The sequence below is a fragment of the Rugamonas sp. DEMB1 genome (genome assembly GCF_029834475.1).
GTDB lineage: Bacteria > Pseudomonadota > Gammaproteobacteria > Burkholderiales > Burkholderiaceae_D > Rugamonas > Rugamonas rubra.
The window spans coordinates 6,669,556-6,691,326 of sequence record NZ_CP122407.1 but is presented as its reverse complement, the minus strand read 5'-3'; the positions used below and the strand labels follow the sequence as shown (position 1 = coordinate 6,691,326).

At 70.3% G+C, this 21,771-nt stretch carries 10 protein-coding genes and 1 pseudogene; 5 read left to right on the top strand and 6 right to left on the bottom strand.

The window, feature by feature from the left end:
- Positions 1–55: 55 nt before the first annotated feature.
- Complete coding sequence (locus QC826_RS30800) at positions 56–1,063, bottom strand: aldo/keto reductase (protein ID WP_093390760.1); 1,008 nt, start codon at positions 1,061–1,063, stop codon at positions 56–58.
- Between the two features lie 130 nt (positions 1,064–1,193).
- On the opposite strand from QC826_RS30800, the gene QC826_RS30795 reads away from it, so the two are divergent.
- Complete coding sequence (locus tag QC826_RS30795; RefSeq protein WP_279763816.1) at positions 1,194–2,102, top strand: LysR family transcriptional regulator; 909 nt, start codon at positions 1,194–1,196, stop codon at positions 2,100–2,102.
- 14 nt (positions 2,103–2,116) lie between these two features.
- On the opposite strand, the gene QC826_RS30790 is transcribed toward QC826_RS30795, so the two are convergent.
- Complete coding sequence (locus QC826_RS30790; RefSeq protein WP_279763815.1) at positions 2,117–2,377, bottom strand: hypothetical protein; 261 nt, start codon at positions 2,375–2,377, stop codon at positions 2,117–2,119.
- Here QC826_RS30790 and QC826_RS30785 point away from each other — a divergent pair.
- A complete protein-coding gene (locus tag QC826_RS30785) occupies positions 2,370–3,959 on the top strand; it encodes a M28 family peptidase (RefSeq protein WP_279763813.1) in 1,590 nt (529 codons plus the stop codon). The two genes, QC826_RS30790 and QC826_RS30785, sit on opposite strands and share 8 nt — an antisense overlap.
- Positions 3,960–4,016: 57 nt before the next feature.
- Positions 4,017–4,394 (top strand): hypothetical protein, encoded by a 378-nt coding sequence (locus QC826_RS30780; protein ID WP_099414425.1) that lies wholly within the window; start codon positions 4,017–4,019, stop codon positions 4,392–4,394.
- 11 nt (positions 4,395–4,405) lie between these two features.
- Here QC826_RS30780 and QC826_RS30775 read toward each other — a convergent pair whose 3' ends face one another.
- From QC826_RS30775 to nudC, 4 genes and pseudogenes are all read right to left on the bottom strand, one after another.
- Positions 4,406–5,416, bottom strand: a complete 1,011-nt coding sequence (locus tag QC826_RS30775; RefSeq protein WP_279763670.1) for an IS110 family transposase — start codon at positions 5,414–5,416, stop codon at positions 4,406–4,408.
- Between the two features lie 305 nt (positions 5,417–5,721).
- Entirely contained in the window at positions 5,722–7,080 is a 1,359-nt protein-coding gene (locus QC826_RS30770) for a thioredoxin family protein (RefSeq protein WP_279763812.1), read from the bottom strand.
- 4 nt (positions 7,081–7,084) lie between these two features.
- Positions 7,085–7,650 (bottom strand): annotated as a pseudogene (gene folE, locus QC826_RS30765) (GTP cyclohydrolase I FolE).
- A gap of 128 nt (positions 7,651–7,778) precedes the next feature.
- Positions 7,779–8,606, bottom strand: coding sequence for an NAD(+) diphosphatase (nudC, locus tag QC826_RS30760; protein ID WP_279763810.1), 828 nt, complete (start codon positions 8,604–8,606; stop codon positions 7,779–7,781).
- A gap of 175 nt (positions 8,607–8,781) precedes the next feature.
- Between nudC and QC826_RS30755 the strand changes: the two genes are divergently transcribed.
- The gene (locus QC826_RS30755) at positions 8,782–18,330 is read left to right on the top strand and encodes a beta strand repeat-containing protein (RefSeq protein ID WP_279763809.1); all 9,549 of its coding nucleotides are present in this window, start codon (positions 8,782–8,784) and stop codon (positions 18,328–18,330) included.
- A gap of 234 nt (positions 18,331–18,564) precedes the next feature.
- Positions 18,565–21,741 (top strand): methyltransferase domain-containing protein, encoded by a 3,177-nt coding sequence (locus tag QC826_RS30750; protein ID WP_279763807.1) that lies wholly within the window; start codon positions 18,565–18,567, stop codon positions 21,739–21,741.
- The last annotated feature ends 30 nt before the right edge of the window (positions 21,742–21,771 follow it).

Here is a 21,771-nt window from a genome sequence, read left to right as displayed (position 1 = left end):
GGCTGCTCGCGGCGCCGGCGGCGGCGCCGCGCCCCCCCTGTCGGATGGCCGCGCGTTAGACCGTGGCGCGGGCTTCGCTGTCCAGGCCGGCGGCCTGGTGCGCGTTGTAGCGCGCGCCGGCCACGGCGCCGGCCGGCATCGCCTCGTCCAGGCGCGCCAGGTCGGCCGCCGACAGCACCAGGCCGGTGGCGCCCAGCGCCTCGCCCAGCCGGTCGCGTGTGCGCGCGCCGACCAGCGGCACGATGTCGACGCCCTGCGCCAGCACCCAGGCGATGGCCACCTGGGCCACCGACACGCCCAGCTCGGCGGCGATGGCGCGCACCTTCTCCACCAGCGCCAGGTTGCGCCGCAGGTTGTCGCCCTGGAAGCGCGGGCTGTACTGGCCGCGGAAGTCGGCCTCGCCGGCGCGCTGCGCGCTCCAGTGGCCGGAGATCAGGCCGCGCGACAACACGCCGTAGGCGGTGACGCCGATGCCCAGCTCGCGGCAGGTTTGCAGGATGCCGTCCTCGATGCCGCGCGAGATCATCGAGTATTCGATCTGCAGGTCGGCGATCGGGTGCACCGCGTGGGCCCGGCGCAAGGTGTCGGCGCCGACCTCGGACAGGCCGATGTGGCCGATGTGGCCGGCCTTGACCAGCTCGGCCATGGCGCCGACGGTGTCCTCGATCGGCACGTTCGGGTCGAGCCGGGCCGGACGGTAGATGTCGATCTGCTCGACGCCCAGCCGTTGCAGCGAGTAGGCGGCGAAGTTCTTCAGCGCCGCCGGGCGGTTGTCGATGCCGCTCCAGCCGCCGTCCGGGTCGCGCAGCGCGCCGAACTTGACGCTGATCTGCACGCTGTCGCGCGCCCGGCCGGCCAGCGCCTCGCGCAGCAGCAGCTCGTTGTGGCCCATGGCGTAGAAGTCGCCGGTGTCGAGCAGGGTGACGCCGGCGTCGAGCGCGGCGTGGATGGTGGCGATGCTTTCGGCGCGGTCGGCCGGGCCGTACAGGTCGGACATGCCCATCAGGCCCAGGCCCAGTTGCGCCACTTGCGGGCCGGTGTTGCCGAGTTTGCGGGTTTGCATGGTGTTTCTCCAGTGTCGTTGAGGGGGGCGCGGACGCCGTGTCGGGCCGCGGTGAAGCCATTATGCTATTATCGATATCGGTAATAAATCATCAAAATCGTATTTGTTTATTCGAGAATAGCTAACAATCATGGACCAGTTCAAGGCGATGCAGATCTTCAAGGCGGTGGCCGACTGCAAAAGCTTCACCCAGGCGGCCGAGCAGCTCGACCTGCCCAAGCCCAGCGTCAGCAACGCCGTGCAGGCCATCGAACAGCAGCTCGGGGTGCGCCTGCTGCAGCGCACCACGCGCAAGGTCAGCCTGACCGTCGAGGGGCAGATCTACCTGGACCGCTGCGGCGCCCTGCTCAACGACCTGGAGGACGTCAACGCCCTGTTCCTCGGCGACGGCCGCCAGCCCAGCGGCAGCATCCGCGTCGAGCTGCCCGAGCGGCTGGCCCACCTGGTGGTGATCCCCGCCCTGCCCGACTTCTTCCGCCAGTTCCCCGACATCCAGCTGCGGCTCGGCTCGAACGACCGCTACGCCGACCTGGTCGGCGAGGGCATCGACTGCGCCGTGCGCGGCGGCACCCTGCGCGACTCCAGCCTGATCGCCAAGCGCATCGGCGAGATCGAACAGATCAACTGCGGCGCGCGCAGCTACCTGGAGCGCCACGGCCGGCCGCAGACGCTGGCCGACCTGGCCCAGCACCAGGCGGTCAACTTCTTTTCCAGCCAGACCGGCCGCGACCTCGACTGGGAGTACCAGGACGCCGACGGCCGGCGCCGCACCGTGAGCATGCGCAGTTCGGTCTCGGTCAACGGCACCGAGGCCTATCTGGAAAGCTGCCGCGCCGGCCTGGGCCTGATCCAGAACCCGCGGGTCGGCCTGGGCAAGCTGCTGGCCACCGGCGAGCTGGAGGAGGTGCTGCCGCAATGGCGCCCGGCGCCGCTGCCCTTGTCTATCGTCTACGCCCACAACCGCCACCTGTCGCCCCGGGTGCGGGTCTTCGTCGACTGGTTGGCCGATGTGCTAACGCAGCAAAGTGTGTCAAAATAAGGAATCTTTCCATTTCACAATTCCCCATGACACCCAATCTGTTCCCGGCGCTGACGTTGGCGCTGGCGTTCTCGGTCGGCGCGCAGGCCCGCCGCCGCCGCCGCGCCGGCGCTGCAGGCCGGCGCGCCCGCCAGCGCAACGGCCAAGGCCGCCGCCAAAACCGCCGCCAAGGCCGGCAAGGGCGGCGCCCAGCCGGCCGCCGCGCCGGCCAGCCCGGCCACCACGCAGGCCGCGCAGGCCGCCGCGCGCGCCATCACGGCCGACGGTTTGCTCAAGCACATCAAGACCCTGGCCTCCGACGAGTTCGAGGGCCGCGCCCCGGCCAGCAACGGCGAGACCGTCACGCTGAGCTATCTGCAAGGCCAGTTCAAACAGCTCGGCCTGGAGCCGGGCAACCCGGACGGCACGTATCTGCAAAAAGTGCCGATGCTGGGCATCTCCAGCCATCCGACGCTGAAATACACCGCGCCGCTGCCGGGCAGCGCCAGCGTGGCCCTGCAGTTCCCCGAGGACTACGTGGCCTGGACCGCGCGCACCGAAAAAACCATCAGCGTGGCCGACTCGGAGCTGGTGTTCGTCGGCTACGGCGTCAACGCGCCGGAGTTCCGCTGGGACGACTACAAGGGCGTCGACCTGAAGGGCAAGACCCTGCTGATGCTGATCAACGATCCGCCCGTGGCCGATCCCAAGCACCCCGGCCAGCTCGACCCGAACGTGTTCGGCGGCAAGGCGATGAGCTACTACGGCCGCTGGACCTACAAGTTCGAGATGGCCGCCAAGCTGGGCGCGGCGGCGGCGCTGATCGTCCACGAGACCAAGCCGGCGGCCTACCCCTTCGAGGTGGTGCGCAACAGCTGGGGCCGGGAGAACTTCGCCATCCGCAGCAAGGGCGTCAACCCGGCCTTCCCGGCGATGCCCGGCTGGCTGCAGCTGGAGCGCGCGCGCGAACTGGCCAAGGCCGGCGGCCACGACTTCGACGCCCTCAAGCAAGCCGCGCTGTCGCGCGACTTCAAGCCGGTGGCCTTGGGCGTGCGCATCAACATGACGGCGCAGAACGTCTGGCGCGAGGTCGGCTCGCACAACCTGTTGGCCAAGATCAGCGGTAGCGATCCGGCCGTCAAGGACGAGGTGGTCATCTACAGCGCGCACTGGGACCACTTCGGCGTCGACGAGAGCCTGCCCGGTCCGCGCAGCCAGCAAATCTTCCACGGCGCCAAGGACAACGCCTCCGGCGTGGCCGCGCTGCTGGAAGTGGCGCGCGCCTACAAGGCGCTGCCAACGCCGCCCCGCCGCACCATCCTGTTCCTGCTGACCACCGGCGAGGAGCGCGGCCTGCTCGGCGCGCAGTACTACGCCAGCTATCCGCTGTATCCGCTGGCCAAGACGCTGCTCGACATCAACGTCGACGGCCTCAACCTGTGGGGCCGCACCCGCGACGTCGAGCTGACCGGCATGGGCAAGTCCAGCGCCGACGACGTGGTCGCCGAGGTGGCGCGCGGCCAGGGCCGCCTGGCGCGGCCGGACAGCAACAGCGCCTTCGGCGGCTTCTACCGGGCCGACCAGTTCGAGTTCGCCAAGGTCGGCGTGCCCGTCGTGTATGTGCGCGGCGGCACCGACTTCATCGGCAAGCGGGCCGGCTACGCCCAGCAAAAGCTGCTCAGCTACATCGCGCACGACTACCACACCGTCAACGACGTGGTGCAGCCGGACTGGGATCTGGCCGGCGCGGTGCAGGATGTCGGCCTGTTGTTCCAGGTCGGCTACCAGGTGGCGCAGGGGAAGGAGTATCCTCACTGGAAGAGCGGCGCGGAATTCAAGGCGGTGCGCGAGCGCATGCTGGCGGCGCCGGCCAAATGAGGCCACCCGGCGAGATCAATTTAGCAGTCTGTGCAGTACACGAAGCAAGGAAATAGCATGACCAAGAACGAAGCCATGAAGCGCATCAACGACCGGCTCGGCAAGCCCGTGTTGACCGACAAGAACACCCACTACGCCGAGGTGGTGGTGTACGGCAGCGACGAAGGCTGGTGGTTGAAGATCCCCTTCGCCGGCTTCCGCGGCGAGCTGCACTGCATCCTCAACAACAACAAGACCAAGAGCTTCCAGCATTTGAAGATCGGCGCCAACCAGATCCTCAGCCCCGGCATGAAGTTCCGCCGCAGCAGCGAGGGCACGGCCGACGCCTTCATGTCCGCGTCCAACCCCAAGCGCCTGGTCGACCTGCTCGATGGCGGCAGCAAGTACAACTTCACCAAGCACATGGTCAGCGAGTACCGCGAGCAGTCGAAGTAAGCCCCCCGGGGTCAGATACCGTCTTGATTTGCAAGCCCTTTCGATAGATAGTTTGCGTCGAAGGGTTTGCCGGTGTGGATGACCCCGTAGATGAGGTGCGTCAGCTTGTGCATGACCGCGCCGATCACGGCCTTCTTCGCCATGCCGGTTGCCAGCAGTCGCTCGGCAAATTGGGCCAGTATCGGGTTGTGTCGGCGCGCGACCAGGCTGGGCATGTAGAGTGCCGCGCGCAGCGCGGTACTGCCCGTTCTGCTGATCATGGTTCGCCCTCGCACCGAGGTTCCCGAACTGCGCTGCTTCGGCGTCACGCCAAGAAACGCCGCGAACGCCTTCGCGCTCTCGAAGCGCCGAATGTCGCCCAGGTGGCCTAGAATCCTCGCCACCGTGGTCGCACCGACACCGGGGATGCTGGCGATGAGGTCGGCGTCGTGCTTGAGGCCGGGGTGGCGGTCGATATGGTCGTCGATCTCGTCCTCCAGCTTCGCGATCTCGGCGCTCAGCCAGGCGATGTGCCCCCTCACATGCTCGGCCACCTCGTCCATTCCCGTGACGGTGTGGGCCTCGAGCCGGTTCTCCTCCTGTTGGCGGATGTCCTTCAGGGCCTGCACGCGCATCGACCAGGCGCGCAACTGGCGCTGCTCGATCGGTGGCGGCGTCCAGGGCGCCGGAGCCATCGCGACGCAGTATCGGGCGATGAGCCCGGCGTCGACCGCGTCGTTTTTGTTGCGGATATTCTCGCTGTACCCGAACCCCTTGATGCACGCCGGATTGACCACGCTGACACGCAAACCGGCCGCGTGCAGGGCCAGCGCCACCGGCTCGTAGTAGACGCCGGTCGCCTCCATGCAAACGTGCAGCTCGGCCATCGGAGCCTTCGACTTGCCCAACCATTCCAACAAAGCCCGATGTCCCGAAGCGGAGTTGTCGACCACCTTCGACTTCGTCTTGCCGTTGACCAGCAACGCCACGTCGAGCTTCTTCTTACTCACATCAATGCCTACAACAGCGTGTACCGTATCCATTTTTGACCTCTCTCGTATGCGGGCTTACGCGCCATGGCGATGGCCCAAGATACCGTTCGGACTTGTAAAATGAAACGGGCGAAGGCACCTATCTGACCCACGTGCTCAATGGCACTCGTGCCGATCAATGTCACTTCGCCCGGCCGCTTCAACGCCATCATTATCCAACGCCGTTGCGGTACGTTCAATATACGAGTGCCGACATTCGGACACGACCTCAACCATTGCTCATGCCACCGGGGCTCGCTACTGCTGAGACTGTGTCCGAATGTCGGCACTGACCCCGACTGTGCGACTGTGCCGTCTTAGGCGGCCAGTCCGCCGACGATGCGCTGCAACAGGCGGTCGCTGTGCGGGCCGGCGCCGTTCCAGCCGGCCGGCAGTTGCTCCAGCTTGCGCAGCTGGGCGCGGTTGCGCTGGCGGAAGGCGTCCGCCGCCGCGCCGATATCCTGCAACAATCCCTCGGCGGCGCGCTCGATGCGCGCCCGGTCCTGCGGCGCCAGCTCGACCAGGCTGGCCAGCAGGGTCGCGCCCCACTGCAGGCGCGTGGCCGGGCCGCGCGCGCCTTGCCAGGCCCGCTCGTACCAGTCCAGCACGGCGCCATGGTCGCCGCGCCGGCGCGCGGCGGAAGCCAAACTCAACATGAAGTAGAACGATGCGTGCGAAGCGGCCAGCTCGGCTTGCAGCAGCGCCTCGGCCTGGCGCGCCAGGCCGGCGTCGTTGAGCGCGCTGACGGCGGTGTTGAGCAGGGTGTGGCGCTCGCAAGCGTCGACGCTGTCGTCGAGCAGCGCTTGCACCTGCCGCTCGATGCCGACGCCGCGCTCGGCCGCCGGGGCGCCGAGGCGCTCCAGCCGGCCCTGCAGGCGCAGCGCGGCGAGGCGGTCGGGCCGGCCCAGCCACAAGTCCTCGGCCCAGCGGCCGGCCTGCGCGTGCAGCGCCGTGGCGGCGGCGGCGCGCTGCCCGGCGTCAAGCATCCACTTCAGCAGGCTGGCGCCGCTGTTGCAGAGGATGTCCATGTTGGCGCGGGCCTGCGCCGCGTCGGCGCACAGCGCCAGCAGCTCGGCCGGGTCGGCGGCGCGCTCGGCCAGCTGCGCGTGCAGGCCCAGGCGCAGGCGGGCGGCGCCGGCCGGCGCGGCGTGGTGCAGCGCGCGCAGGGTGGGCGCCAACGCGCGCTGGCCCAGCAGGCTGGCCTCGTCGGTGTCCCAGGAGTAATGGCTGAGCAGGCTCCACTGCGCGTCGTCCAGGGTGGCGCCGGCCAGCGCGGCTGGCAGCGCGCGGGCGGCGCTGCCGCCGCCGGCGCCGAGGCGCAGGGCCAGGGCCAGCGCGGCGGCGAATTGTTCGCCGTCCAGTTCGCAGGGCAGGCGGGTGGTCTCGCCGCCGTCGGGCGCCAACAGCACCAGCGTCGGATAGCTGCGCAGGCGGTATCGCTCGGCCAGCGCCTGGGCGCCGGCGCTGTCGCCGTCCAGCTGCACGGCGTGCAAGGCGGCCGCCTGGGCGATCACCGCCTCGTGGCCGAACACCTCGGACTTCAGGCGGTTGCAGGGCGGGCACCAGGCCGCGCCCCAATACAACAGCAGCGGCCGGCCGTCGGCGCGGGCCCGGGCCTGCGCCTCGGCCAGGGCGCCGTGCGGCCCGCCGTCGCGCCAAACGATGCCGGCGGCCATGCGCTTATTGCTCGCGGGCCAGGGCCAGGAACTCGGTGCGCAGCGCCAGGTTCGGCTGCAGCTCGCCCAGCATGGCCGAGGTGATGGTCTCCTCGCCCGGCGTGCGGATGCCACGGCTTTCCATGCACATGTGGCGGCAACGCACCACCACGCCGACCGCCTTCGGCTCCAACACCTCCATCATCGCGTTGGCGATCTGGATCGTCATGCGCTCCTGCACCTGCAGGCGCTTGGCGAAGCAGTCGACCAGGCGGGTCAGCTTGGACAAACCGACAATCTTGCCGTTCGGTACATAGCCGATGGTGGCCTTGCCAAAGAAGGGCGCCAGGTGGTGTTCGCAGTGGCTGTAGACGGGAATGCCGCGCACCACGATCAGCTCGTTGTACTGTTCCGCGCCATCCTCGAAGGCCTTGAGCAGCTCGACCGGGTCCTGGCCGTAGCCGGAGGTCCAGTGCTTCCAGGCCTTGGCCACGCGGTGCGGCGTTTCGGCCAGGCCCGGACGGTCCGGTCCTCGCCCAGGCTGGTGAGCAGGCGGCGCCAGTCGTTTTCCGAGAATTCTTCTTTAGACATGATGATGAAAGACCATAAAAATTACGAGTGCCGCCAGTATATAGAAAATGTCGGCCCGGCATCGGCCGGCGCGGCGGCCCGGGCACGCCGCAACGCCGCCGCCGGCGCGGGGCGGAGCGGGCGGCGGCCTACCCGGCCGGCCGGCGCGGCCGGTGCAAGTTGAGCAGCCGCGCGGCGATCGACACCGACACCGTCATCTCCGGCCACTCGTCGTCCGGGCCGAACCAGCGGGCGTCGGCGATCTCGCTCTCGTCGACGCGGATCTCGCCGTCCAGGTAGTCGGCGGTGAAGGCGATCATCAGCGAGTGGGGGAAGGGCCAGGACTGGCTGTCGAAGTAGGTCAAATTGTGCACGCGCAGGCCGACCTCCTCGTACACCTCGCGGTGCACCGCCTCCTCGATCGATTCGCCGGCCTCCAAAAAGCCGGCCAGCGCCGTGTAGCGCTTGTACGGCGAGGCCGTGTGCATGGCCAGCAGCACCGAATCGCCCTTGCGGATCAGCACCATCATGGCCGGCGAGATGCGCGGGTAGGCGCACATGCCGCAGGCCGGGCAACGGTAGCTGCGGTCGCCCTCGGCCAGCCCCATCGGCGTGGCGCAGGCGCCGCAAAACTGGTGGGTGCGCGACCAGTCGGCCAACTGGCTGGCGCGGCCGGCCAGGCCGAGGAACTCGTCGTCGAGCTGGCCGAACAGCGAGCGCAGCGGGTGGAAGCTGTGGCCGGCCGGCGCCACCGCGTCCAGCCCGGTCCAGGCCGTCTGGTAGTAGGATTGTTGCCATAAACCAACAGCGTGCAGGCGCGCCGTCGGCAGCGCCAGCGCGGCCACCACCTCGGGCGCCGGCAGGGCCAGGCCTTCGTCGCGCAGCAACAGGCGGTCGCGCTGGAACACCATGGTCAGGGTGGAGGCGTGGGCCCGGGGCAGGATCAGCGGAACGAAGGTGGCGGGCGTTTGCAGCATGGTGGCGGGTAGTCCGGGCAAAGGTGATAGTTATTATCTTACCGTGTTTCCAATTTGATTATCCGAACCACGTAAGTCATTGTTTTCAAGCAAAGATTTGGGCAACTTTTACGGCTCAGCTCTCTCTACCGGGGCGATTGGCGTTACTATATATTTCCTGTAGGAGATATTAACCATGCCATCGATCATCCCCGGTTTAAACACCGACCAAATTCTCAGTCTGAGCACCAGCCAAATCGGCCTGTTGAACACGACTGACATTGCGCTCTTGTCGACCGACCAGATCGGGGTACTGACGACCGCCCAGTTGCGCGCGCTGACCAGCACGCAGATCCGCGCCATCACCACCAGCGACATCCAGGCGCTGGGCACGGGCCAGCTCGGCGGCGGCTTCTCCACCTTGCAGATCCAGGCGCTGAGCAGCAGCCAGATGGCCAGCCTGAGCACCAACCAGCTGATCAACGGCCTCAACTCCGACCAGTTCGGCGCCCTCGGCAGCGCCCAGATCGCCGCGCTGGGCAGCGCCCAGTTCGTGCTGCTCGGCAGCGCCGCGATCGCCGTGATGCGCACCGCGCAGATCGCCGCCATGTCGACCGCCCAGGTGCGCGCCCTGTCGACCGACCAGATCGTCGCCCTCAGCAGCGGCCAGGCCGCCGCCCTGCGCACGGCCCAGGTGGCCGCGCTCGGCAGCGACCAGATCGCCAGCATCGAAACGGCCGACCTGGTCGCCCTCGGCAGCCACCAACTCAACGCGCTGGGCAGCGCCGGGCTGGCTTTCCTCGGCACCGGCCAGGTCGCCGCGCTCGTGTCGAGCCAGGCCAACGGCCTGAGCAGCAACCAGTTCGCCGCCCTCAACAGCGACCAGCTGGCCGCCATCGGCACGGCCAACTTCGCCGCGCTGAAGACGGCGCAGATCGCCGCCATCGGCACGCGCCAGTTCGCCACGCTGGGCAGCGACCAGATCGCCGCCCTCGGCACCCAGCAGGCCGCCGCGCTGACCACCAACCAGCTGCTGGCGCTGACCACCGACCAGCTGGCCGCGCTGGAGACGGCCGACCTGGCCGCGCTGCGCACGGTGCAGATCGCCGCCCTCGGCAGCGGCACGGCCGCCGCCCTCGGCACCGCCCAGATCCAGGCGCTGACCACCGCCCAGGTGGCCGCGCTGCGCAGCGCCCAGTTGCGCGCCCTCAACAGCGACCAGATCGTCGCCCTGAGCACCCGGCAGGCCGCCGCGCTGACCACGGCCCAGCTGGCCAGCTTGAGCACCGAGCAAATCGCCGCGCTCGAAACCCAGGACTTCGCCGCCCTGAAGACGGCGCAGGTGGCCGCGCTGGGCAGCGCCCAGCTGCTCACCCTGAGCACCGACCAGATCGCCGCGCTGAGCAGCGCCCAGACCGTGGCGCTGGGCACCGCCCAGATCGCCCTGTTCAACAGCGCCCAGATCAACGCCCTGAGCAGCGCCAACATGGCCGTGCTGCGCAGCCAGCAGGTCGCCGCGCTGGCCACCGCCACCATCGCCGCGCTGGCCACCAGCCAGTTCGCCGCGCTCGGCAGCGCGCAGGTGCTGGCGCTGAAGACCGCTCAGATCGCCGCGCTGAGCACCGACCACATCGCCGCGCTGAGCAGCAACCAGGCCGGCGCCCTGAGCAGCCAGCAGATCGTCACCCTGTCGACCCTGCAGTTGGGCGCGCTCGGCACCGCCGACTTCAACAGCCTGAAAACCCAGCAGATCGCCGCCCTCACCAGCAACCAGGTGGGCGCGCTCAGCACCGACCAGCTCGTCGCCCTGCGCACCGCCCAGGCCAACGCCCTCAGTTCGCAGCAACTGGCCGCGCTGGTCAGCGACCAGCTGCTGGCGCTGGAGACGGCCGACCTGGCCGCGCTGCGCAGCGCCCAGTTGGGCGGGCTCGGCAGCAAAGCCATCGCCGTGCTCAGCACCGACCAGATCGGCGCGCTGGGCAGCGCCCAACTGCTGGCCCTGGGCACGCAACAATTGACCGGTTTGAACAGCGACCAGATCGCCGCCCTGAGCAGCAACCAGGCCGGCGCGCTGAGCACGCGGCAGATCGCCAGCCTGTCGACGGCGCAGATCGCCGCCCTCGAAACGGCCGACTTCGCCGGCCTGAAGACGGCGCAGATCGCCGCGCTGGGCACGGCCCAGCTGGCCGCCGTGGGCACCGACCAGATCGTCGCCTTGAAGACGGCGCAGGCGCAGGCCATGGGCACGGCCCAGCTGGCCAGCCTGAGCACCGACCAGGTCGCCGCGCTGGAAACGGCCGACCTGGCGGCGCTGAAGTCGCAGCAAATCCTCGCCCTGTCGAGCAACGCCGTCGCCGCGCTGGGCACCGCCCAGTTCGCCGCCATGGGCACGGCGCAGATCGCCGCGCTGGCCAGCGGCCAGCTGGCCGCGCTGGGCAGCGACCAGCTCGCCGCCTTGACCACCGCCCAGGCCGGCGCCTTCGGCAGCAAGCAGATCGCCGCCCTCTCCACGCTGCAGATCAACGCGCTGGAGACGGCCGACTGGGCCGCCTTGAAAACGGCGCAGATCGCCGCCCTGACCACGGCCCAGGTGGCCTCGCTGAGCACCGACCTGATCGTCGCCCTGACCAGCGCCCAGGCCGGCGCGCTGACGGCGGCGCAACTGGGCGCGCTCAACACCGACCAGCTGGGCGCCTTCGAGACGGCCGACTTCGCCGCGCTGAAGTCGAGCCAGCTGCTCGGTCTGGGCACCAACGCCATCGCCTCGCTCAGCGTCGGCCAGGTGGCGGCGCTGAAGACCTCGCAGATCGCCGACCTGAACTCGGCGCAGATCGGCGTGCTCAGCTCGGCGCAGATCGGCGCCCTCAGCACCGCCCAGGTCAACGCCCTGAGCAGCAACCAGATCACCTGGTTCGGCAGCGCGCAGATCCCGGCGCTGACCACGGCCGACTGGGCCAGCATGAAGAGCAGCCAGCTCAACGCGCTGCGCTCGGACCAGCTGGCCGCCGTCAGCACCGACCAGATCGCCGCGCTGGGCAGCGCCCAGGCAGGCGCCTTGGCGACCCGTCTGGTGGCGCTGCTGTCGACCGACCAGGTGGCCGCGCTGGAGACGGCCGACCTGGCCGCGCTGAAAAGCCAGCAGATCAACGCGCTGGGCAGCGACCAGCTGGCCGCGCTGGCCAGCAGCCAGTGGCAGGCCTTGAAGACGGCGCAAACCGCCGCCCTCAGCACCACGCAGCTGCGCGCGCTCGACAGCATGCACATCGCCGCGCTCACCACGCTGCAGGCCAGCACCTTGGGCACCGCCCAGGTGGCGGCCCTGCTCAGCGAGCAGTTGGCGGCGCTGGAGACGGCCGACCTGGCCGCCCTCAAGACGCAACAGCTCAACGCCCTCTCCAGCGACCAGCTGGCCAGCCTGAGCACCGACCAGATCGCCGCGCTGAGCACGCTGCAGGTGGCCAACCTGAGCACCCGCCTGCTGGCCGTGCTGGGCAGCGACCAGCTGCGCGCGCTGGAGACGGCCGACCTGGCCGCCCTCAAGACGGCGCAGCTGGCCACGCTGGGCAGCGACGCCCTCAACCTGCTCGGCAGCGACCAGCTGCAGGCGCTCACCACGGCGCAGCTGCTGGCCCTGGGCAGCGCCCAGCTGCAAGGCTTGAGCACCGGCCAGATCGCCACGCTGAGCACGCGCCAGTTCACCAGCCTGGGCACGGCGCAGATCGCCGTGCTGGCCAGCGAACAGATCGCCGCCCTCGGCAGCGCCGGCCTGGCCCTGCTGCGCACCGCCCAGATCGCCGCGCTGAAGACGGCGCAGATCGCCGCCCTCGACAGCAACCAGATCATCGCGCTGACCAGCGCGCAGGTCAGCAACCTGGGCACCGCCCAGGTCGCCGCGCTGTCGAGCGACCAGTTGAACGCGCTGGAGAGCGCCGACTTCGCCGCGCTGCGGACGGCCCAGCTGGCCGCCATCGGCACCAGCCTGATCGCCGCCCTGGGCAGCGACCAGACCGGCGCGCTGACCTCGCTGCAGATCGCCAGCCTGAGCACCGCGCAGATCGCCGCGCTGGGCACCGCCCAGCTGCAACTGCTGCCCTCGGCCGACCTGGTGGCGCTGAAATCCCAGCAGATGGCCGCGCTGACCACGGCCCAGCTGGCCGCGCTCGGCACCGACCAGTTGCAAACGCTGAAGACGGCCCAACTGGCCGCGCTCGGCACGGCGCAGCTGCAAGCGCTGAGCAGCGACCAGATCGTCGCGCTGACCACGCTGCAGGCGAGCAACCTGGGCACCGCCCAGATCGCCGCGCTGAGCACCGACCAAATCGTCGCGCTGGAGACGGCCGACCTGAACGCCCTGAAAACCCGGCAGATCAACGCCCTGGGCAGCGACCAGATCGCCGCCCTGGGCAGCGACCAGATCGTCGCGCTGAGCTCGCTGCAAGTGGCCAACCTGGCGACCAGCCAGCTGGCCGCGCTGAGCACGACCCAGTTGCAGTCACTGGAAACGGTCGACCTGGTGGCGCTGAAGACGGCGCAGATCGTCGCCCTGAGCAGCGACCAGCTGGGCGCCCTGCTGACCGACCAGTTGCAGGCGATGGCCACGGCCCAGGTGGCCGCGCTGACCACGCTGCAGTTCCAGGCGCTCGGCACGGGGCAAATCGCCGCGCTGACGACGCGCCAGGTCAGCGGCCTGGCCACCGCGCAGATCGCCGGCATGAACAACGACCAGCTGGCCGCGCTGTGGTCCGACGAGATCGCCGCCCTGCGCACCGCGCAGATCGCCGCCCTGGGCACGGCCCAGGTCGGCCTGCTCAGCACCGACCAGATCGTCGCCCTGACCACGCTGCAGGTGTCCTCGCTGAGCACGCGCCAACTGGCCGTGCTCAACTCCGACCAGATCGGCGCGCTCGAGACGGCCGACTTCGCCGTGCTGACGGCGGCCCAGCTGCTGGCGCTCGGCACCAACCTGTTCGGCCTGCTCACCACCGACCAGCTGCAGGCCATGACGACGGCGCAGATCGCCGCCCTGTCGACCGACCAGATCCGCGCCCTCAACAGCGACCAGATCGTCGCCCTGACCACGCGCCAGGCCACCAGCCTGACCAGCAACCAGATCGCCGCCCTCGCCACGGCCCAGGTGGCCGTGCTGGAGACCGACGACATCGCCGCCCTGCGCGCCGCCCAGTTGACCGTGCTGGGCAGCGACCAGCTGCAGGCCCTCTCGACCGACCAGGTGGTCGCCCTGACGACGGCCCAGGCCGCCGCCCTGTTGACAGCGCAGATCGCCGCGCTGCGCAGCGACCAGGTGGCCGCCTTGGAGACCGACGACCTGCTGGCGCTGAAAACGGCGCAGATCGCCGCCCTCAATAGCGAGCAGCTGGCCGCGCTGACCCTCGACCAGTTGCCCAACATGGGCGCGGCGCAGATCGCCGCCCTGAACAGCGACCAGCTGCACGCGCTGGCGACGGCGCAGATCGCCGCGCTGACCACGCTGCAGGTGAGCAGCCTGGGCACGGCCCAGGTGGCCGCCCTGGGCACCGACCAGGTCAACGCCCTCGACCTGGACGACATCGCCGCCATGAAGACGGCGCAGATCGCCGCCCTGGGCAGCGACCAGATCGGCCAGTTGACGCTGGACCGCGTCGCCGCCCTGACCACCGCGCAGGCGGCCGCCCTGCAGACCCGGCAGATCGCCGCCCTCAGCACCACCCAGCTGCAGGCGCTGGAGACCGACGACCTGGCGGCGCTGCGCACGGCGCAGATCGCCGCCCTGAGCAGCGACCAGCTCAACGCCCTCACCCTCGACCAGTTGCAGACCCTGGGCAGCGCCCAGCTGAACGCCCTCGGCAGCGACCAGCTGCACGCCCTCACCACCGACCAGATCGTCAGCTTGACCACCTTGCAGGTGAGCGGCCTGGCGTCGGCCCAGCTCAACGCCCTGAGTTCCGACCAGTTGATCGCCATCGAGCTCGACGACCTGGCGGCGCTGACCACGGCGCAGATCGCCGCGCTGGCCACCGTCCAGGTCAACCAGCTGAGCCTGACGCAGATCGCCGCCCTGAGCACCGCCCAGGCGGCGGCATTGGGCACGGCGCAGATCGCCGCGCTGGGCAGCGACCAGCTGCGGGCCATCAACAGCGACGACATCGCCGCCCTGCGCACGGCCCAGCTGGCCGCGCTGAGCACCGACCAGATCGCCGCGCTGAACACCGACCAGGTGTACAACCTGGCCACCGCCCAGCTCAACGCGCTCAGCTCGGCGCAGATGGCGGCGCTGGGCAGCGACCAGATCGCCGTGCTGTCGACGCTGCAGGTGGCCAACCTGGCGACGCGCCAGATCGCCGGCCTGCGCAGCGAGCAGATCGCCGTGCTCAACACCGACGACTTCGCCGTGCTCAGCAGCACGCAGATCGGCGCCTTGAGCGCCAGCCAGTTCGGCGCCGTCACCACCGACCAGATGGTCGCCCTGAGCAGCATGCAGGCCGCCGCGCTGGGCACCGGCCAGGTCGCCATGCTCAGCAGCGACCAGCTCAACGCGCTCGACAGCGCCGACTTCGCCGCCCTGGGCAGCAACCAGGTGGCCGCCATCACCACGGCCGACATCGCCGCCCTGACGACCACCCTGTTCAGCGTGCTCGGCAGCGGCCAGATCGCCGGCCTGGGCAGCGCGCAGATCGCCGCCCTCTCCACCGACCACATGGCCGCCCTGCAGACGGCCCAGGCGGCCGCCCTGTCGACCGCGCAGATCGCCGCCCTGTCGACCGACCAGGTGGCCGCGCTGGAAACGGCCGACCTGAACGCGCTGCACGGCGACCAGCTCGGCTCGCTCAGCTCCGACCAGTTCGGCGCCCTGACCAGCGACCAGCTCAACGCCCTCTCGACCAGCGCGCTCAGCGGCCTGAGCCCGCAACTGCTGGCGAACGGCCTGGGCACGGCGCAGGTGGCCGCCCTGGCCACGGCGCAGGTCGCCGCGCTGGCCTCGGCGCAGCTCGCCGCGCTGAGCAGCACGCAGCTGGCCGCGCTCGGCACCGATCAATTCGGCGTGCTCAGCACGGCCGCCGTCGCCGCCCTGGGCAGCGACCAATTCGCCAGTTTGTCGACCGACCAGATCGTCGCCCTCAGCACGCGCCAAGCCCGCGCCCTGGGCGGCACGCAGATCGGCGCCCTCAACAGCGACCAGATCGCCGCCCTGGAGACGGCCGACCTGGCCGCGCTGGCCACCAGCCAGCTCAACCTGCTGCGCAGCGAGCAGTTGCAGGCGCTGCGCACCGAGCAGCTGGCCAGCCTGGCCACCGGCCAGATCGCCGCGCTGTCCACCAGCCTCGTCCACAACGGCCTGACCACCGACCAGATCGTCGCCCTGGGCACCGCCCAGGCCGCCGCGCTGGGCAGCGCCCAGGTGGCGGCCCTCAACACCGACCAGATCGCCGCGCTGGAGACGGCCGACCTGGCGGTGCTGGCGACGCGCCAGATCGCCGCCCTCGGCAGCGAGCAGATCGGCGCGCTCGGCAGCGACCAGCTCAACGCCCTGGGCAGCGGCCAGTTCGCCGCGCTCGGCACCGGCCAGCTGTTGTACGGCCTGAGCACGCTGCAACTGAGCGCGCTCGACACCGCCCACATCGCCGCCTTGAGCACGGCGCAACTGGCCTACGGCCTGAGCACCGACGCCCTGCAAGCCCTGCAAACGGCGCAGATCGCCGCGCTGCGCTCGGCCCAGATCGCCGCGCTGAGCAGCAACCAGGCCGCCAGCCTGAACACGCAACAGATCAGCGTGCTCAACTCCGACCAGCTGCCCGGCCTGACCACCGCGCAGATGGGCGCGCTGAGCGCCGACCAGTTGGCCACCCTGAGCACCGACCAGATCGTCGCCATCGACACCCAGGACATCGCCGCGCTGAGCAGCAACCAGTTCAGCGGCCTGTCGACCAGCCAGACGGCGGCGCTGACCACCGCCCAGGTGCGCGGCCTGGGCACCGGCCAGATCGCCGCCGTGGCGCCGGCCCAGATCGCCGCCTTCGGCAGCGCGCAGTTGCAGGCGCTGAGCACGGCCCAGGTCTACTCGCTGCAGGTCGACAGCCTGGTGGCGCTCAACTCCGACCAGCTCGGCGCGCTGAGCAGCGGCCAGATCGCCGCCCTCGGCACGCTGCAAATCTCCAGCCTCGGGCTGGGCCAGGTGCCGACGCTCAACACCAGCCAGGTGCAGGCGCTGACCAGCCTGCAGATCGGCGCCCTCACGGCCGACCAGATGCTGGCGCTGGGCACCGGCCAGATCGCCGCGCTGCGCACCGCGCAGATCGGCTACCTGAGCGCGCTGCAACTGCCGGCCCTGTCGAACGGCCAGGTGCAGGCGCTGACCACGGCGCAACTGGCCTCGATCAAGCTGAGCCAGATCACCCAGCTCACCGTCGACCAGGTCGGCGCGCTGTCGACCGACCAGCTGGTGGCGCTGACCGCCTCGCAGATCCTGACGCTGACCAACACGCAGATCGAGGCGCTGAGCGCGCCGCAGGCCGGCGCGCTGACCAACACGCAGATGCAGGCGCTGAAGAACGCGCAGATCGCCGTGCTGTCGATCGACCAGATCGGCGCCTTCAGCACCACCCAGTTGGCGGCCTGGAGCACCACCCAGCTGGGCGCCCTGACGACCACCCAGATCGGCTACTTGTCGACCACGCAGATCGCCGGCCTCAGCAACGCCCAGATCGCCGGCCTGAAGACCAGCCAGCTGCTGGCCTTCAGCGTCGACCAGATCGCCGCGCTGACGGCCGGCCAGATGCCCTTCCTCAGCAACGCCGGCCTGGCCGCGCTGGCCACGCTGCAAATCACCGCGCTCGAGACGGCCGACCTGGCCGCCCTGAGCACGGCGCAGATCGCCGCCTTCACCAACACCCAGGTGGCCGCCATGACGCTGGCGCAGACCATGGCGCTGGACCCCTCGTCGTCGCGCTACGCCACGCCGCTCGTGCTCGACCTGGACGGCAACGGCGTCTCGACGCTGGGCGCCGACGCCGGCGTGCGCTTCGACATCTACGCCGACGGCAAACCCGTGCCGACCGGCTGGGTGGCGCCGCGCGACGGCCTGTTGGCCCTCGACCGCAACGGCGACGGCCACATCAACGACGGCGGCGAACTGTTCGGCGGCGCCACCGCGCTGGCCGGCGGCGCCAGGGCGGACGACGGCTACACCGCCCTGGCCGAGCTCGACAGCAACAAGGACGGCCAGATCAGCAGCGCCGACGCGGCCTTCGGCGCGCTGCGCGTCTGGGTCGACGGCAACAGCGACGGCCTCAGCCAGGCCGCCGAGCTGCTCGGCCTGGACGCGCTGGGCATCAGCTCGATCAGCACCCGCGCCGAGGCCAGCGCCACGCTGCAAAACGGCAACCGCATCGGCCTGACGTCGAGCTACCAGACCAGCGACGGCCTCAGCCATGCCAGCGCCGACGTCTGGTTCCTCGCCCAGCGCGACAGCGGCGCGCTGCAACAGCGCGTCGGCCAGTTGGGCGAGGCGCTGCGCCAGTACGGCGACGGCGCGGCGGTGGCGCCGGCGGCCGGCGGCCCGGCCACCCCGGCCCAGCTGCTGCAAAGCGCCACCCACGCGGCGCAACCGGCGCGCGCCATGGCGGCCGCGCTGGAACGCTACGCCGCGCACGGCCTGCCGGCCATTGCGCCGCTGGCCGGCGGCGGCAGCGACAAGGGCGGCGAGTTCAAGCCGCAGGCCGACAGCTGGTTCGCCGTGCCGAAGCGCTGACACGGCGCCGGCGCCGGCCGGCCGCGCCATCACCGGCGCGGCGGCCGGCGCCGGCCGTGTCCCCGTGCCCCGCCTTGGCGAGCCGCCTTGGCGCGCCGCCTTGGCGCGAGTGTTGCTCTGGAGCCAAAAACTTGCCCCAGCCAGAGCGACAAAAGGTATGATAGGCACTTCCTTTAGGCGTCCGCCGCGCCGATAGATTGCGCCTGCCCGAAACGACCAACCAGCCATCTGCCCATGACCGCTCAAGCCTCCCAAACCGTCCCGAACGTGCTGCAACTGGCCGCCAGCGGCGCCATGTCGATCACCGATCTGTTCGGCGCCGCCGCCCAACTGCAGGAGCACGGCCAGCTCGACGCCGCCATCGCCCTGTACCGGCTGTGGCTCGACCACACCGTCACGCCGCTGGCCTACGCCGCCTGCTTCAACCTGGCCGTGACCGTCTCGGCGGCGGGCGACGACCTCGGCGCCGAAACGATCTACCGCCGCGCCATCGCGCTCAACCCCGGCTTCGTCGAGGCGCGCCTGAACCTGGGCACCCTGCTCGAGCGGCTCAATCGGCCCGACGAGGCGCTGGCCACCTGGCGCGAAATCCTCACGCCGGCGGTGCAGCCCGACGTCAGCGCCAACCGCCCGCTCTACCTGCAAACGCTCAACAACCTGGGCCGCCTGCTGGAGATCCGCAAACAGTACCCGGCCGCCGAGGCGATGCTGGCGCGCAGCCTGCGGGTCGACCCGCAGCAGGCCAACGTCATGACCCACTGGGTGCACCTGCGCCAGAAGCAGTGCGAATGGCCGGTCTACAGCGGCCTCGAACACATCTCCACCGCCACCATGATGGACGGCACCTCGGCGCTGGCCATGCTCAGCGCCTCGGCCGACCCGGCCCAGCAGCTGGCCGCCGCGCGCCGCTTCGTCAATGAGAAGGTCAACGCCGCCGTCGCGCCGCTGACCGGCGCCTACGGCTACGCCCACCCGCGCCTGCGCATCGGCTACCTGTCGTCGGACTTCTGCTCGCACGCCGTGTCCATCCTCACCGCCGAGCTGTACGAGCTGCACGACCGCAGCAAGGTCGAGGTGTACGCCTTCAGCTGGAGCCGCGAGGACCACTCGCCGATCCGCGCCCGCGTGGTCAAGGCGATGGACCACTACATCCGCATCGACGCCATGACCGACGAGCAGGCGGCACGCTGCATCCGCACCCACGAGATCGACATCCTGGTCGACCTGCACGGCCTGACCCTGGGCGCGCGCCCCAACATCCTGGCCTTCCGCCCGGCGCCGGTGCAGATGACCTACCTCGGCTTCCCCGGCACCACCGGCCTGCCCGGCGTCGACTACGTGCTGGCCGACGAGTTCCTCATCCCGCCCGAGCTGGCCGCCAACTACACCGAAAAGCCGCTGTACCTGCCCGACACCTTCCAGATCAACGACCGCCAGCGCCTGATTGCCGCCCGCCCCAGCCGCGCCAGCGTGCAGCTGCCCGACGACGCCTTCGTCTTCTGCTCGTTCAACAACAACTTCAAGTTCACCCCCGAGGTGTTCGGCGTCTGGATGTCCATCCTCAAGCGCGTGCCGAACAGCGTGCTGTGGCTGGTGGCCGACTACGACGAGGTGCGCGAGAACCTGTGGCGCCACGCCGAGCAGGCCGGCGTCGAGCGCACGCGGCTGATCTTCGCCACCCGCGCCGTGCCGGCCGAGTACCTGGCGCGCTACCAGCTGGCCGACCTGTTCCTCGACACCTTCCCCTTCAACGCCGGCACCACCGCCAGCGACGCGCTGTGGGCCGGCCTGCCGCTGCTCACCTGCGCCGGCAGCACCTTCGCCTCGCGCATGGCCGGCAGCCTGCTGCGCGCCGTCAACCTGGCGCAGCTGATCACCTACGACTTCGCCGCCTACGAGGAGCTGGCCGTCGAACTGGCCAACGACCCCGAACGCATCGCCGCCATGAAGCGCCAGCTGGCCGAGCAGCGCCAGACCTGCGCCCTGTTCGACAGCCCGCGCTTCGTGCGCAATCTGGAAACGGTGATGCAGCGCGTCGCCAAGCCGGCCGCGCCGCGCCTGGCCGCGCCGCAGGCGCCGCAGGCGCCGGCCGTCTCGCACGCCGCCCCGGCGCCGATCGGGGACATCCCGATCATCACCGTGTCCTACAACGCGCCCGACCTGATCGCCGCGCTGCTCGGCTCGCTGCGCAAGTTCTACACCAACCGCGTCTACATCGTCGACGGCTCCAACCCCGACGTGGCCGAACAGATCCGCGCCGTCGCCGCGCGCTTCGACAACGTCGAGTTCATCCCCTTCGGCTACAACATCCACCACGGCCCCGGCCTGGCCTGGGCCATCAACCATCTCGGCCTGAGCGGCGAGGTGCTGTTCCTCGACTCGGACGTGGAGATCGTCAACCCCGGCTTCCTCGAATCGCTGCGCAGCCACCTGCGCCCCGGCATGTACGGCGTCGGCGGCATCCAGCCGGTCAACGAGCAGGGCTACGACCGCGCCGACGGCGTGGTGCGCTACCTGCACCCGGCCTGCATGCTGACCAACATCGACGTGGTGCGCCAGTGGCCGATGCCGATCAAGCACGGCGCGCCGCTGATCGCCACCATGCTGGCGATCCACCGCGCCGGCCGCCCCGAGCTGATCGGCACCATCGACTGGGTCTCCAACGACTTCAGCCGCGACCCCAAGCGCGTCTACATCAAGCACGACTGGCAGGGCACGGTGATCCGCACCGGCGGCTACCACTACGACATGCCGACCGCCAGCGCGCAGATCAACGCCGACCTGCTGTCCTTCGTGCCGCTCGAGGCCGGCAAGCTGGTCGAGCTGGGCTGCCGCGACGGCGCCTTCGCCAAGGCCTACAAGGCGCGCAACCCGATCTGCGACTACACCGGAATCGAACGCGCCCCCGGCCTGGCCCACGCCGCCCGGCCGCACTGCGAGTTCGTCTTCAACCAGGACATCGAGCACGCCGGCGCCGAGCTGTGGGACCACGTCAAGGGCGCCGACTGCTGGGTGCTCGACGAGGCGCTGGAACAGCTCAACGACCCCTGGACCCTGCTGGCCAAGATCCGCGCCAACATGGCGCCGGGCGGCCGCCTGATCGCGGCGATGCGCAACTTCCAGCACTGGAGCACCCAGGCCCACCTGAACGCCGGCGACCTGCGCTACCAACCCGGCGCCGCGCTCGACCCGGCGCGCCTGCGCCTGTTCACCCGCGGCGCCATGCTCGACATGTTCCAGCGCGCCGGCTTCCAGGTCAGCGGCGGCAGCGCCCGCATCCTCGACGAGCCGGCGCGCGAGAAATACCTGCCGGCGATCCGCCTGATGGCCCAGGCCAGCGGCATCGACCCGGTCATCGCCGTCGAGGACGCGCTGCCGTGGCAGTACATCCTCGCCCTCGTCGCCGTCTGAGCCGGACCGCCGTCCGCGCCGCCCGCCAGG